The sequence below is a fragment of the Phycicoccus sp. Root563 genome (assembly GCF_001427915.1).
GTDB lineage: Bacteria > Actinomycetota > Actinomycetes > Actinomycetales > Dermatophilaceae > Pedococcus.
This window is the reverse complement of the sequence record NZ_LMGM01000001.1, coordinates 2,591,173-2,604,862: the sequence shown is the minus strand read 5'-3', so window position 1 is coordinate 2,604,862 and position 13,690 is coordinate 2,591,173. Positions and strand designations below refer to the sequence as shown.

The 13,690-nt window shown below is 71.9% G+C and carries 13 protein-coding genes; 3 read left to right on the top strand and 10 right to left on the bottom strand.

The window, feature by feature from the left end; genetic code table 11:
* Positions 1–4: 4 nt before the first annotated feature.
* Positions 5–682, bottom strand: coding sequence for an HAD-IA family hydrolase (locus tag ASD62_RS12345; protein ID WP_056916215.1), 678 nt, complete (start codon positions 680–682; stop codon positions 5–7).
* Between the two features lie 94 nt (positions 683–776).
* Here ASD62_RS12345 and ASD62_RS12340 point away from each other — a divergent pair, with 94 nt between their 5' ends.
* Together ASD62_RS12340 and ASD62_RS12335 are read left to right on the top strand one after the other, a co-directional pair.
* Positions 777–2,357 (top strand): metallophosphoesterase, encoded by a 1,581-nt coding sequence (locus ASD62_RS12340; RefSeq protein ID WP_056916214.1) that lies wholly within the window; start codon positions 777–779, stop codon positions 2,355–2,357.
* 6 nt (positions 2,358–2,363) lie between these two features.
* Positions 2,364–2,699, top strand: coding sequence for a glyoxalase superfamily protein (locus ASD62_RS12335; RefSeq protein ID WP_056916213.1), 336 nt, complete (start codon positions 2,364–2,366; stop codon positions 2,697–2,699).
* Here ASD62_RS12335 and ASD62_RS12330 read toward each other — a convergent pair.
* The 4 genes from ASD62_RS12330 to ASD62_RS12315 form a co-directional block, all read right to left on the bottom strand.
* Positions 2,696–3,616: a sucrase ferredoxin gene (locus tag ASD62_RS12330; protein ID WP_056916212.1), complete on the bottom strand. Its 921-nt coding sequence runs from the start codon at positions 3,614–3,616 to the stop codon at positions 2,696–2,698. The two genes, ASD62_RS12335 and ASD62_RS12330, sit on opposite strands and share 4 nt — an antisense overlap.
* The gene (locus ASD62_RS12325; RefSeq protein WP_082580773.1) at positions 3,613–4,851 is read right to left on the bottom strand and encodes a JmjC domain-containing protein; all 1,239 of its coding nucleotides are present in this window, start codon (positions 4,849–4,851) and stop codon (positions 3,613–3,615) included. The genes ASD62_RS12330 and ASD62_RS12325 overlap by 4 nt, the downstream gene beginning before the upstream one ends.
* A 30-nt stretch (positions 4,852–4,881) precedes the next feature.
* Entirely contained in the window at positions 4,882–5,175 is a 294-nt protein-coding gene (locus ASD62_RS12320) for a hypothetical protein (protein ID WP_056916211.1), read from the bottom strand.
* 126 nt (positions 5,176–5,301) lie between these two features.
* Positions 5,302–5,709, bottom strand: coding sequence for a YkvA family protein (locus ASD62_RS12315; protein WP_056916210.1), 408 nt, complete (start codon positions 5,707–5,709; stop codon positions 5,302–5,304).
* 157 nt (positions 5,710–5,866) lie between these two features.
* Between ASD62_RS12315 and ASD62_RS12310 the strand changes: the two genes are divergently transcribed.
* Entirely contained in the window at positions 5,867–6,916 is a 1,050-nt protein-coding gene (locus ASD62_RS12310; RefSeq protein ID WP_056916209.1) for an SGNH/GDSL hydrolase family protein, read from the top strand.
* 129 nt (positions 6,917–7,045) lie between these two features.
* Here the strand turns inward: ASD62_RS12310 and ASD62_RS12305 are convergent, their stop codons facing one another.
* From ASD62_RS12305 to ASD62_RS12285, 5 genes are all read right to left on the bottom strand, one after another.
* A complete protein-coding gene (locus ASD62_RS12305) occupies positions 7,046–8,323 on the bottom strand; it encodes a sugar ABC transporter permease (protein ID WP_056916208.1) in 1,278 nt (425 codons plus the stop codon).
* Entirely contained in the window at positions 8,320–9,159 is an 840-nt protein-coding gene (locus ASD62_RS12300) for an ATP-binding cassette domain-containing protein (protein WP_056916207.1), read from the bottom strand. The genes ASD62_RS12305 and ASD62_RS12300 overlap by 4 nt, the downstream gene beginning before the upstream one ends.
* Before the next feature lie 111 nt (positions 9,160–9,270).
* Positions 9,271–10,359, bottom strand: a complete 1,089-nt coding sequence (locus ASD62_RS12295; protein ID WP_056916206.1) for a sugar ABC transporter substrate-binding protein — start codon at positions 10,357–10,359, stop codon at positions 9,271–9,273.
* Positions 10,360–10,452: 93 nt separating this feature from the next.
* Positions 10,453–11,649 carry an ROK family transcriptional regulator gene (locus ASD62_RS12290; RefSeq protein WP_056916205.1) on the bottom strand — a complete coding sequence of 399 codons (1,197 nt, stop codon included), beginning with the start codon at positions 11,647–11,649 and terminating at the stop codon, positions 10,453–10,455.
* Between the two features lie 57 nt (positions 11,650–11,706).
* A complete protein-coding gene (locus ASD62_RS12285; protein WP_082580769.1) occupies positions 11,707–13,629 on the bottom strand; it encodes a glycoside hydrolase family 3 protein in 1,923 nt (640 codons plus the stop codon).
* Between the last annotated feature and the right edge of the window lie 61 nt (positions 13,630–13,690).

The window sequence follows — 13,690 nt, the reverse complement described above, 5'->3', positions numbered from 1 at the left end:
CAAACTACGCGTCGGTAACGACGCCCGTCACCCGAACGCGTCCCTCGACCACGGCGAACCTCGCGTCGGCCAGCGTCCCGACGACGGCATCGGCGATGAGGTCGGCGGGCGCCGTGGTCGTGGTGACGGCCAGGGTGGCGCAGCCGGCCGCCCGGGCCGCCTCCAGACCGCCGGGGGCGTCCTCGACCACGAGGCAGTCACGCGGGTCGACACCGAGGAGCCGGGCGGCCAGGAGGAACGGATCGGGGTGGGGCTTCCCCTGCCGCACGTCGCTGGCCGTGACGACCACCCTCGGGGCCGGCAGGCCGGTCGCCGCGATGCGGGCATCGGCCAGCGGCCGGGTGCACGAGGTGGCGATGGCGCACAGGTCCGCACCCGTGAGGGTCGCGAGCGCGTCGAGCGTCCCGGGCAGGACGGTGATGCCGTCGGTGTCGGCCGTCTCGATCGCCTCGATCCGGTCCACGGCGGCGTCCACGCGGTCGGCGGGCAGCAGCTTCTCGGCGATCCCCCGGGCCGGGACACCGTGGAACCCGACCAGTCGCGCCGGGTCCACGCCCTCCTCCTCGGCCCAGCGCAGCCAGCTGCGGATGACCACCGGGATCGAGTCGATCAGGGTCCCGTCCATGTCGAACAGCACGGCGGCGAAGTCTCGCCCGTCCAGCGTTCCCAAGGTTCCCGGCATACCGACCAGCGTAGGCAGCGCGTCGTGGCGGCGACGACCCGGTTACGGTGAGGAGGTGAGCCCGCCCGCCGAACGCCCACGACGCAGGCGGCGTGTGCCCCTTCCCCTGCTGCGGACCGGCGGCATCCTGGCGCTCGTCCTGGGTTCGATCCTCGGAGGCGTCGCGGCCACGACGCTGTTCCCCACCTCGGTCGACACGCTCAACTACGGCGCCGACCTGCGGCTGTCGGCCAACCCGGCGGACCTCGGCACGATCCAGTCCCCGACGGTGTTCGGTGACATCCACCTCGACTTCGCCGGCCCCGTCCCCGCCCCCGGGGTCATCGCCGAGGTGCAGGTGAAGGAGCACATCACCGACCTCCTGGCCCGTCCCAACATCTCCATCAGCTCGCTGCAGCCCGGCCCCCTGGAGCTCGAACGCGCCGCACGGGACGCCGGCATCGGGCTGGCCCTGCGCTTCGCCGGCGGAGCCCTCGCGGTCACCCTGCTCGCCCTCGCCGCGTATGCCGCGTGGGCCCGACGGCGCCCGCGCGCCAGTCGGCTCGGGGTCGCCGCGGCGTGCTGGGTGGTCGCCTGCGCGGTGACGTTCGCGAGCATCGGCCTCGGGTACCGGCCCGAGCGGCTCGACCGGTTCACCACCACGGGCATCCTCGGTGCCGTCCAGCGCAACGCCGACCTGCTCGCCGGGGTCGAGACCCGCGCGGAGCAGACGACGCCGTACCTGAAGAACCTGCTGGCGCTCTCGGCCGCCCTCCAGGACAAGTACTCGCCGCAGGTGCTGGGCAAGCCGGTCGCCGCCCGGCTGCTCCTCGTCTCCGACATCCACGGCGCCAACCAGTACCCGCTGATGAAGACGATCGTCGCGGAGGAGGACGTCGACGCGGTCATCGACGCCGGCGACCTCGTCAACTTCGGCACCCTCGCCGAGGCGCAGGCAGCGGGAGTCCTCGACGGCATCCGTTCGCTCGGTGTGCCGTACGTCTTCGTCAAGGGCAACCACGACGCCCGGGCATCCAGCGACATCGAGCTGCTGCGCGCGCTGGCGAAGATCCCGAACGTCGTCCTGCTGGAGCCCGATGACGACAGCTACACGGTCCAGAGCATCGGCGGGGTGCGCATCGCGGGGTTCAACGACCCGCGCTGGTTCGGCGACGACAACCGGGACAACGCCGCCAAGCAGAAGGCGCCGGCGGCTCGCTTCGCGGCCGCCATGCAGGACCTGGCCCCGCCGGACGTGCTCGTCGCCCACGAGCCTGGCGCCGTCGACGCGATCGACCAGAAGTCCGGCGTCAAGGTCCACGGGCACATGCACGTCGACCAGCTCGAGGGCAACACGATCGGGGTCGGCACCTTCACCGGCGGCGGCGCCTTCAGCCACTTCCTCCAGGCGGCCAAGGACGAGGAGCTGACGGGCCAGCCGTCGGCGTTCGACATCGCCGCCTTCGGGGAGGACTGTCGCCTGAACTCCCTGACCCGGTACCAGTTCCGCAACGTCATCGAGGGCCGTCCGGCGTACGACGACGTCACCCTCATCAACGGCTCACGTATCGAGTCGACCCTCCCTCCGGTCCCGACCCCAGTCGGGACGGGCCCCACCTCCACCCCGACGGCGCCACGGACCTGCTCCGCCGACCTCCCGCCGACGACTGAACGGGTCGCGGCTCCCCCGCGTTGACCGGCCATGGCGACCACCGAGAGCATCGTCCCCATCCTGCGCGTGGCCGATGCGGCCGCTGCCCTGCCGTGGTGGGAGCGCCTCGGCTTCGCGCACGTGCACTCGCACCGCTTCGCCGACGGCATGCCGGTGTTCATGACGATCCGTCGCGGCGACCTGCACGTGTTCCTCTCCGAGCACCTCGGGGACGCCGTTCCCGGAGGTCTCGTCTACCTGTGGGTCACGGACGTCGACGCGGTGGCACGGGAGTTCGGCACGCAAGTCGAGGACAACCCGTGGGGACGTGACACCGAGGTCGTCGACCCGGACGGCAACCGGGTCCGCGTGGGGCAGCGCGCCTAGGGTGCGTCGTCCACGCCGGGGATGCGCAGGGCCCCCACGGTGTAGGCGTAGGCCGACGACGGTGCCGACGCCCGGCAGGTCAACCGCTCCGGTGGGCTGACGGTCCGGGCGACGTCGGCCTGCACCAGCACCGGCAGCCGGCCGGTGCCGAGGACGGTGACGCGGAACGACTCGTCGCCGAGCTCCTCGCAGAGGGCGTCACGGACGTCACCCAACCCTGCGGGTCCGTAGTCGGTGAGGACCGCTCCGAGGGCGGCCTGCACCGCGGGTGGGTGGGTGGACACCCCGCGGAAGTGGTGCGGGGTCACGGTTCCCCGCAGGTGCGCCTCCACGACCCGCAGGGCCGACGTGGCGTCGAGGTTGCCGTAGTACGCCCCGTCCGGCAGCAGGAGCACGTTCGGCGCGAAGCGGTCCCCGCCGATGTGCGAGCACTCCCAGGTGCGGTCGGCCCACCGTTGCGCCAGGGCGGCGACGACGGGTCGCCCACGGACCGCGCAGCACAGGTCGTGTCGCCCGTGGGTGCAGACGAGGACCAGGGGCGGCGTCGAGCCCGCCCGGGCGGTCGGCGGCGGCTCGGGACCGGAGCGCATCACCTCGGCCGCGCCGAGGAGGTCCTCCGGATGGCGCCAGCTGCCCCACTGCTGGGTGCCGTCCCGGTCGACGACGACCCAGGAACGCACCTCCCGGTGCGGCCGCCGGCCGGGGCGACGGATGAGCAGCGCCCGCCCCCGGACCGCGAGGGCGGCATCGTGCAGGGCGCGGCCGACCGGCCCCTCGAGCCCCGGGCTGCTGAAGGCCGCCGGGAGCCACGGCCCGTCGTGCTCGACGAGCAGCCACCGCAGTGCCGGTGCCGCGGACGCCGACAGGGAGTCGCCCCTGACCCGGGCCTCGGTGGCGCAGTGCGGGGGCGTCGTCACGCCGGGACGGCGATGCCGGCGATGACCAGCCGACGGGCCAGGTCCACGCCGAGCAGCGACGCCGTCGCCCCACCCTCGTCGAGGAACGCCCGCACCCGGTCGACCTCGCCCGGCTCGATCCGCAGCGTGGCCGCGCGACTGGTCAGCACGGCATACCCCTCATGGAGGGTGAAGTCGGCCTCGAGGTGGGGCCGCATCCGCAGGGCGGTCTGCTCGTCGAGGTCCTGGGCCAGCGCGTGCTGGGCCAGCGGGCCGAGGGGCGCCGCCCGCTGGGCGCCGCGCAGGGTGGCCGACAGCGCGGCGGACAGGTCCGTGGCGTCCAGCTCCGCGACGGCCCGCTGTATGGCGGCTCGCACGAGCTCCACGTCGGCGGCCCGCGCGGCGGGGTCGGCGAGAGGGGTGCCGAGCGGAAGCGACGCGCGGACGGCCGGGTCCTGCGCCGCCCTGGACAGGGCGGCCTTGAGCATCTCGTCGGCGAGGTGGTGACGGGTCCAGGAGTGCACCCCGACGGTCAGGTGGGTGCTCACCCCACCCAGGGCAGTGGCCGAGTGGAGGTAGCCGCGCGGGAGGTAGAGGCAGTCACCGGGTTCGAGCGTGGTCTCGATCATGGGGACCTCGCGCGCGGCCTCCTCGACGGCGGCTCGGCGGTCGGTCCACGGCTGGTGGCGCAGGGGGCTGTCGAGGACGGGCCGGCGGATCCGCCACCGCTTGGTCCCGGAGACCTGCAGGACGAACACGTCGTGGACGTCGTAGTGGTCGCTGAACCCGGTGTTCTGCGGCGGGGTGACGTAGGCGTTGACCTGGGTCGGGTGGCCCAGGTCGGCCGCCAGCTGCTGGGCGAACTCGACGACCGGCCCCCACGTCCGGTGCAACCCCTGCAGCACGAGGGTCGCGCCGTCTGCGAACTGCCGCAGCACGAGGTCGTCGCTGGCCTGGTCGGCGATCGCGGCGCCGGTGCCGCCGCCCCGGGTGAAGGCGCGGTCGTTCAGGGTCGAGCCCTCCTTGGCCATCCGCAGGAACGGCGTCCGCAGACCGCGCGTGGAGATGAGCTCGTCGACCGCAGCCTCGGAGAAGAGGTCGTCGAACGGCAGCGGCAGGTCTCGGGCCCGAGTGAGGAGGGGCTCGGCCCCCCAGTGCTCAGCGGCGAAGGTGTCCGCGTCGATCGCGACGATTCGGCGCAGGGCAGGGTGCCCGCTCGGCGGAGCGGGCACCCTGCTGCTGGTCGTCGCTGTCACAGGTCGAAGTGGCTCGGTGGACCGGGCCGCCTAGCTCGCGCCGCCGTCGGCACCACCGTCCTGGCCACCGGCGTTGGCGCCACCGTCGGCCGGGCCCTCGCCAGCGCCGCCATCGGCACCACCGTCAGCGCCACCGTCGGCACCGCCATCAGCGCCACCGTCGGCGCCACCGTCGTGGCCGCCCGCGTTCGCGCCACCGTCGGCCGGGCCCTCGCCCGCGCCGCCGTCCGCGCCGCCATCGGCACCGCCGTCGTGGCCTCCGGCGTTCGCACCGCCGTCAGCCGGGCCTTCGGTCTCCGTGGGGTCGAGAGGGGTCTCGCTCATCGCTGTTCTCCCTTGTCTGTCGGGGCCGGCCTGGGGCCAGGCCGCGCGGTCGGCGACACTCGCCGCCCTCACCTTCCTATTGCACTTCGCGGGTCGGCGCCACTGCTGGAGCGACATCCGCGCAGGTCAGGGGGTGGTTCGCAGTCCGGCCACCCGGCACAGGGCGGCGAAACCGTCGGACGTTCCGCGCCAGTGACGTCGCAGCTCGTCCAGACCCACGGTCCGGACCACCGAGCGCAGGGTCCACACGACCACGACCACGTCATCGGCATACCCGATGACGGGGAGGAAGTCGGGCACGAGGTCGAACGGCATCGCGAGGTAGGCCAGCAGCAGCCCGAGGCGCACCCGGACACCACGCGGCTGGACCGGGTCGGCGGCGACGTCACGCACCAGGCGCAGGAGGTCGGGCAGCAGTCGCACCGACTCGCCCAGCAACGAACCCCGAGGGCGGACCGCGACGAGCGCGACGAGCAGGGCGAGCCAGGTGACGACCAGGCCCGCCGCGACTCCGACCAGCAGTTCACGCCACACGTCGACGAGTCTGTCAGGGCCGCTCCCCCTGCGCCGAGGGGCCTTTGTCTCGGTCAGAGGGCGGTAAGGAGTTGGCAAGGGTTCAGCGCCGAACCGCCACAAAGCACCCACCCCGCCTACTGTGCGGAGCACCGTTCCAGTGGACCAGGGAGTGTCAATGGCGATGACCCGGACGTTCGGCGCGATCACGGCCCTGGTGGCCGGCACGGCGCTCACGTTGTCAGCAGCACCCGCGAATGCCGCGGGATCCTATGTCGCACTAGGCGACTCGTACTCCTCGGGCACGGGGACCCGCACCTACATCAACGACGGGACCTCGTGCCAGCGGTCGGTCTACGCCTACCCGTCGCTGGTCTCGGCCAGCAAGGGCCTGACGCTGAACTTCCGCGCCTGCTCGGGGGCCACGGTCGCCGACGTCACCAGCACCCAGCTCAGTGCACTCTCCGCGTCCACGACCCAGGTGAGCATCTCGGTGGGCGGCAACGACGCCGGGTTCGCCGACGTCCTGACCGAGTGCGCCCAGCCCGGGTGGGCCAGCGACTGCAACGGCGCGATCGACGGCGCGCAGTCGATCATCAACGGCACCATCCCCAGCCGGCTGGCAACGCTCTACTCCTCGATCCGGTCCAAGGCGCCGAACGCCAAGGTCGTCGTGGTCGGGTACCCGCGCATCTTCATGGGCGAGGACTGCAACGCGTTCACGTGGTTCTCCCCGGCCGAGGAGTCACGGCTCAACTCCACCGCCGACCTGCTCAACAGCAAGATCTCGTCCGCCGCGTCGGCCCGGGGGTTCAGCTTCGTCAACCCCACGAGCCGCTTCACCGGCCACGCCGTCTGCGACTCGGTCGAGTGGCTGAACGGCCTGTCCAACCCCATCAGCGACAGCTACCACCCGAACGTCGCCGGCCACCGCGACGGGTACGCCCCGCTCGTCAGCACTCCTCTGACAGGGAGTGGCCTCAAGGTCTCTGCGGCAGACCTGCGCACTGCCCGGGCGAGTAGCAGCCACCTGGCCGACCAGCAGCGCCGTTACGCCGCAGCCGATTCCACGATCGCGCCCGAGGTCGTCCGCATCCCCGACCTGGGCTCGCCGGCGATCAGGGCTGCAGCGCAGCGCGCCGGGGTCGACCTGTCGAGCCGGGCCAGCATCGACGCAGCGGACCGCGCCTGGTCCGCGCGCCAGGCGAAGGCGTTCGCCGCCCGCTGACCGACCCACGCCGTCCCGACCCGACACAACCGACCCGACCCGACACGGCAAGACGCCGGTTGTGCGGCATCCCGCGGGACGACGACCCGAGGTATGCCGCGCAACCGGCGTCTTGCGTGCAGGCGAGGTTCAGGCGCGACCGTGGGCGGCGCGGCTGCGACGGCTCAGGGAGTCGACGATCACGGCGAGCAGCAGGACGCCACCGGTGATCATGTAGCGCTCCGGCGAACCGAGGTTGACCAGGCTGAGGCCGTTCGAGATCGACTGGATCACGAGGATCCCCAGCAGCGCCGAGTAGGCCGTGCCACGACCACCGAAGAGGCTCGTGCCACCGATGACGGCTGCGGCGATGGCGTTGAGGTTGGTGTCCACACCGCCGCTGCCCTGGTTGGCCGAGGCGAGTCGACCGGCGGCCAGGAGGCCACCCAGCGCGGCCAGCGTCGAGCAGAACACGAACACCGTCACGTAGATCCGGCGCACGTTGATGCCGGCCCGCCGAGCAGCCTCGACGTTGCCGCCGATGGCGAGCACCGAACGGCCCCAACGGGTTCGGCGGATGACGAAGTCGAAGACGACGACCAGCGCGACGAACAGCAGGAACATGTAGGAGACGCCGCGGTCGCGGTTGAGCACGTACACCGGGATGCCGAGCAGCACGAGCAGGGCGACGGCGCGGACGGCCAGGGCGACCACCGGGGTCGTGGACAGGCCGGCAGCGGTCCGGCGCTGGTTGGCGCGCAGCCGCGTCGCGACGTACACGGCGACCACGACGAGGACGAGGACGTAGGCGACGGCGTCCGACAGGAAGCTCGCCTGCGCGAACTTCACGAGCCCGGAGTCGAACGGGATGTTGATCGACCCCTCCTTGCCCAGCACCTTGAGCTGCAGGCCGAGGAAGGCGAGCAGGCCGGCCAGGGTGATGACGAAGCTGGGCACACCGAACCGGGTGTACAGCAGTCCGTACACCGCACCGATGACGGCGCCGGAGGCCAGGGCGGCGAGGATGGCCAGGGGCAGCGACCAGCCGTGGCCGACGAAGCCGACCGCGAGGATCGCCGCGGACAGGCCGCTCATCGAGCCGACGGACAGGTCGATCTCGCCGAGCAGCAGCACGAGCACGATGCCGAGCGCGATGGTCCCGGTGGCTGCACTCTGCTGCGTGAGGTTGACCAGGTTGCGGCTGGAGAGGAAGGCGTCGTTGGCCAGCTGGAACACGCCCCAGATGACGATGAGGCCGACGACGACGGGCAGCGACCCGAGGTCACCGCTGCGCAGCCGGGACAGGAACGCCCGGAGGAATCCGGACACCCCCTGCGAGGCGATGAGGCGCTCGTCCTGCAGGTCCGCGGGAAGGGCCGCGGTCGTGTCGGCGGACTGCGCCTCGGGCGTGGGGGTGGGCGCGCTCATGACTGCTCCTCCGAGGTGGACGGGGTGCCGTCCGGGGTGGTGGCCGGGCTGGACTCGCGGCGGGCGGCCCGCTGGGAGACGGCGTTGGTCGTCGCGCCGGTGATCGCGGCGATGATCTCCTGGCTGGTCGTCTGGCTCACGGCGAAGGTGCCGTTGTTCCGGCCGAGGCGCAGCACGCTGACGCGGTCGGCGACGGCCATGACGTCGGACATGTTGTGGCTGATGAGGATGACGCCGAGACCGTTCTCGCGCAGCCGTTCCACGAGGTTCAGCACCTCTGCGGTCTGGGCGACACCGAGCGCGGCCGTCGGCTCGTCGAGCATGACCACCTTCGGCGCACCGAGCAGCGACCGCGCGATGGCCACGGTCTGTCGTTGGCCACCGGAGAGGCTCGCGACGGGGATGCGGACCGACGGGATCTTCGCGCTGAGCTGGCGCAGCAGCCGCCAGGACTCCTGCTCCATGGTCACCTCGTCGAGGGCGCGGCCCGTGTAGAGCTCGCGGCCGAGGAAGAGGTTGGCCACGACGTCGAGGTTGTCGCAGAGCGCGAGGTCCTGGAACACCGTGGCGATGCCGAGGTGCTGGGCCTCCGCCGGGCTGCTGACCGTGGCCTGCTTCCCGTCGAACGTCATCGTGCCGCCGTCCGGGGTGTACACCCCGGCGATGGTCTTGACGAGGGTGGACTTGCCGGCGCCGTTGTCACCCACGAGGGCGACCACCTCTCCGGCGTGGACGTCGAAGTCGATGTCCTTCAGCGCCTGCACGGCACCGAAGCGCTTGCTGACACCGGTCAGCGACAGCACTGCTGTCGTCGCCGGGGAGAGAGTCGCGGTCATGTCAGTCCTCCGGTGGTTCTCGAGGGGGTCACGGCCCGAGTCTGGGGGGCCGGGTGTGCCTGCGGGTGGGAACGCGCCGGTCGGCGCGTTCCCACCCGTGGACGGAGCTCGTCAGCTGATGCCGGCAGCGGTGCACGCCGCGGCGAACGAACCGGCGCAGATGTCGGCGACCTTGTAGACGTTGTCCTTGACGATGGTGTCCTTGATCGTGTCCTTGGTGACGGCGATCGGGTCGAGGATCGTCGAGGGCACGCCCTCGGTGTCGGTCGTCGAGGCCGGCTTCTGCTTGTTGGCCAGGGCGATCGCGGCCTTGGCGGCAGCCTCGGCCTCCGGCGGGATCGGCTTGTAGATGGTCATGGCCTGGTCACCAGCGAGGATCCGCTGGATGGCGGCGATCTCGGAGTCCTGACCGGTCACGGGCGGCAGGGGCTTCACGCCGCCGGCCTTGAGGGCGGCGATGGCGCCACCGCCGGTGCCGTCGTTGGCCGCGTACACGCCGACGAGGTTGCCCTTGACCGCGGAGATCTGGCCCTCCATCCACGCCTGCGCCTTGTCGGGGCTCCAGTCCGGGGTGTCGTACTCGGCCGCGACCTTGTAGCCGCTGGAGTCGATGACGCTGTGGGCGCCCTTCTTGAAGCTGGCGGCGTTCGGGTCGGTCGGCGAGCCGTTGATCATGACCAGGTCGCCGGAGGTCTTGCCGTCCTTCTTGAGGATGTCGACCAGGGTCTGGGCCTGGAGCTTGCCGACGCTCTCGTTGTCGAAGGAGACGTAGTAGTCGACGCCGGAGATGAAGCGGTCGTAGGCCACGACCGGGACACCCTGGCCCTTGGCGCTGGCGGCGATGGCCGCTGCGGCCTTGCCGTCCACCGGGTCGAGCACGAGGACGTTGGCGCCCTGCGTCAGCGCGGCCTCGGCCTGCTGCTGCTGCTTGCTCGCGTCCTGGTCGGCGTTGCTGTAGATGATCGAGCAGTCGGCGCAGTCCTTCTTGACGGCTGCCTCGAACAGGGGACGGTCGAAGGTCTCGTAGCGCGTGGTCTTGGACTCGGGCAGCAGGAAGGCGATCTTCTTGGCCTTGGCGCCACCGCCGCTCGAGGACGAGCCGCCGGAGGAGTCGTCACCGCTGCCACAGGCAGCGATCGTTGCGAGGCCGAGGCCAGCCACGAGAGCGGCCCCGGCGAGACGAACGGAACGGGTGGGCATAGCTGAACTCCCTTGGTCAGACACCGGCATCCACTCTGGTGCGGGCTTGGGTCGAGTTAAGCGCCGTCACCCGCTTGGCGTCAAGAGTTGAATTCAAGAAATAGACGCGGCACCGACGAGGACACCCTCGTTGGCCGGCAGCAGGGCGGCGGCCGAGACCAGGGCACCGACCACGTCGGCGTCCGTGTCGAGCTCGCCGAGCACGACCTCGACGGACGCTGCGGCACTCGGTATGGCGCACCGCTCGAGGGAGGCGCGCAGGGGTCCGGTGATGATCGTCCCCACCTTCGCCAGCTGCCCGCCGAGCACGACGACCTCGGGGTTGACGAGGTTGACGACGCCAGCCACGGCCACCCCCAGGTGGCGTCCGGCGTCCTCGAGGACGCGCCGGCAGCCGGGGTCGCCGTCGAGCGCCCGGTGGATGACGTCGCGCAGGCTGAGCGGGCCGTGCGAGGCGGCCAGCACCTCGAGCAGGCCCCGCGAACCGATGTAGGTCTCCAAGCAGCCGCGGTTGCCGCAGCGGCACACCGGGCCGTTCTCGTCGATGGTCATGTGGCCGATCTCGCCCGCCGTGCCGGCAGCCCCGCGGAAGATCTCACCGTCGAGGATGAGCCCTGCGCCGACGCCGTGCGAGAGCTTGATGTAGACCGCGTGCTGAACCCCTTGCAGCACACCACACCTCAGCTCACCGAGGGCAGCGAGGTTGGAGGTGTTGTCGACGATCACCGGGGCGTGGAGGCGACCCGCCATCTCGTCGGCGACGGCCACCCCGCGCCAGCCGGGCAGGATGCTCTCGCTGCCCACCTGGCCGGAGATGCGGTCGACCGGAGCGGGGATCCCGATCCCGACGGCGCGCACGTCAGCCATCGTCTTGCCGGCCTTCTCGACCAGGTCGAGCAGCAGGCGGGAGGCCCGCTCCATACCCTCGTCCGCGGCGTGGTCGGCAGGCAGCGGCATGCGCTGGCGGCCCACGATGTCGCGCGGCCCGGTGCCGATCGCCACCCGCACGTCACGGTCGCCGAAGGCGATCGCGGCGAGCAGGGTGTTGCCGGTGGCCAGCGACACGAGGACCGCCCGCCGGCCGTTGCGGATGCTCGGCTCGAGCTCGACCGCCCCCGCCGTGTCGAGGTCCCGCACGAGGTTGGACACGGTGGCCGGGCTGAGGCCGGTGAACCCCGCGATCTCGACCTGCGTCATCGCCCCCTGGTCGCGCAGCGCCTCGAGGACACGCAGACGGTTGGCTTCACGCAGGGACGCCTGCGAGCCGGGAGCCGCCTGTGATGGATTCACGGCTTAAACATAAAGGGACAGATGCTCGAATGGGTAGACCCGAACCGACCCCGGGGTTCAGGCCGTCCTGACGGTGTCGTCGACAGCATCGGTCGTGTCGGTGACACCAGCGCCGACACCAGCGCCGACAGCGGCGGCGGCGCCGACCGTGAGGCCGTGGCCGAACGCGAAGAGCGGGTCCTCGAACCCGGGCACGTCCTCGCCGTGCCGGCGGACGTCCTCCATCGAGCGCGGGAGGTCGAACGGGAGCCGGCCCTGCGGGGCCACGGCCCCGGTCAGGGCGTCGAGCAGGGCGGTGTCGCTCGAGCCGTAGCTGCCGACCACCGCCGCCGCGAACGGCAGCAGCGGCGTGACGATGGCCGGCCGGTCCAGGATGACGTCCACGACCAGCGGGCAGTGGGCCGCGATGCGCGCCAGCCGGGCGACCAGACCGGGCGGGAACTCCAGCGAGCCCTGGTGGAACCACGACTCCAGGAACAGGTCGCTGCGCGCGTCGAACGGCGCGTGCAGCCGCACGACCGCGACGTCGGCGCCCTCAGGACTGGCCGCGGGCACCCCGACGGCCTCGATGGCCGTGGTGGACACGTTCTCGGCGTAGATGCGCGCGCCGGTGGCCAGCGGGAGCGGTGCCTCGAGGGCGTCCGTGCCGTTCTGGAGGACGGTGACCGACCGCGCCTGGGCGGCGTGCCCGGCGGCCCGGAAGTCGGCTCGGCCCACGGTGCGGGCAGCCAGCTCCTCGTCGACGTAGGGGTCGTCGAACAGGCCGAGCCGGAACTTCACGGCGAGCAGGCGGCGGGCCGACTCGTCGATGCGCTCCTCGGTCACCCGGCCCTCCTTGACGAGGTCGAGGAGGAGGTCGACGCACTCCTCGCCACCGAACTGGTCCGCCCCCGCGTGGAGGATGAGCTCCATCCGGCCGTGGGGGTCGAGGTGCTCGACACCCCAGGCGCGCGCCGGCAGGACCTGGTCACCGACGTGGTTGTCGTTGACGAGCTCCCAGTCGGTGACGACGACGCCGTCGTAACCGAGCTTCTCGCGCAGCAGGCCGGTGACGATCTGGCGGTTGTAGCCGAAGCCGACCTCCTCGATCTGCTCGCCGTCGATCTCGAGCCCGACGGGCATGCCGTAGTAGGGCATGATCCCGGCGGTGCCCGCCTCGATCATCGGCGGGAACGGCTTGAGGTGGTCGGCGAAGCGACCGCCCGGGTAGACCTGCTCGCGGCCGTAGGGGAAGTGCGCGTCCTCGCCGTCCTTCTGCGGGCCGCCGCCGGGGAAGTGCTTGCTGGTGCAGGCGATGCTGTCGGGACCCAACGAATCCCCTTGAAAGCCAAGGAGGTACGCGACGCCCAGCTCGGTCACCAGGTCAGGGTCCTGGCCGAACGTGCCGGCCTGCCGGGCCCAGCGCGGCTCGGTCGCGAGGTCGAGCGTCGGGTGCAGGGCGGCCCTGATCCCGACCGCGCGGTACTCCTGCCGGGCGACGTCGCCGAACTCGCGCACGGCGTCGACGTCGCGCAGCGCCGCGAGCCCGAGCGGCTCCGGCCACTGGGAGAACGCCTTGGCGCTGAAGGAGACCCCGGAGTTCTCGATGAAGGCGTGGCGCGGGTCCGTGGAGACCGTCACGGGTATGCCGTGCGGCGTCTGCTCGGCCAGGGCCTGGAGTGCGTTGTGCCACCGGGCCGCCAGGCGCGCGTCCTCGAGGTGGTGCACGTTGAAGTGCGTGAGGTGCTTGGTCAGCACGACCTCGCTCGTGGGGGACTTGCTGATCGCCCCGGGCGATTCGAGGACCGTGCCGTCGGCACCGGCCTCGATCACCGTCTGGAACATCAGGCCCACCTTCTCCTGCAGGGACAGCCTGCCGAGCAGGTCCTCCACCCGCTGCTCGACGGGGAGACGGGGGTCCTCGAAGGGGTCCATCCGGCCGTTGCCGTTGAGGTCGCGGTACTCGACACCATCGGGTGAGGTCTGGCGGGCCGGCTGCATGGAGGGTCCTCTCGAGGGGTCTGCGTCGTGTTCGTGGAGGGGGTGCGTGGCCGGGGCGGGG

Bases quoted from the DNA above. Each gene is read 5' to 3' on its own strand.
- ASD62_RS12345 (WP_056916215.1), bottom strand. From the start codon at position 682: ATGCCGGGAACCTTGGGAACGCTGGACGGGCGAGACTTCGCCGCCGTG.
- ASD62_RS12285 (WP_082580769.1), bottom strand. From the start codon at position 13,629: ATGCAGCCGGCCCGCCAGACCTCACCCGATGGTGTCGAGTACCGCGAC.
- ASD62_RS12295 (WP_056916206.1), bottom strand. From the start codon at position 10,359: ATGCCCACCCGTTCCGTTCGTCTCGCCGGGGCCGCTCTCGTGGCTGGC.
- ASD62_RS12305 (WP_056916208.1), bottom strand. From the start codon at position 8,323: ATGAGCGCGCCCACCCCCACGCCCGAGGCGCAGTCCGCCGACACGACC.
- ASD62_RS12320 (WP_056916211.1), bottom strand. From the start codon at position 5,175: ATGAGCGAGACCCCTCTCGACCCCACGGAGACCGAAGGCCCGGCTGAC.
- ASD62_RS12310 (WP_056916209.1), top strand. From the start codon at position 5,867: ATGGCGATGACCCGGACGTTCGGCGCGATCACGGCCCTGGTGGCCGGC.
- ASD62_RS12335 (WP_056916213.1), top strand. From the start codon at position 2,364: ATGGCGACCACCGAGAGCATCGTCCCCATCCTGCGCGTGGCCGATGCG.
- ASD62_RS12300 (WP_056916207.1), bottom strand. From the start codon at position 9,159: ATGACCGCGACTCTCTCCCCGGCGACGACAGCAGTGCTGTCGCTGACC.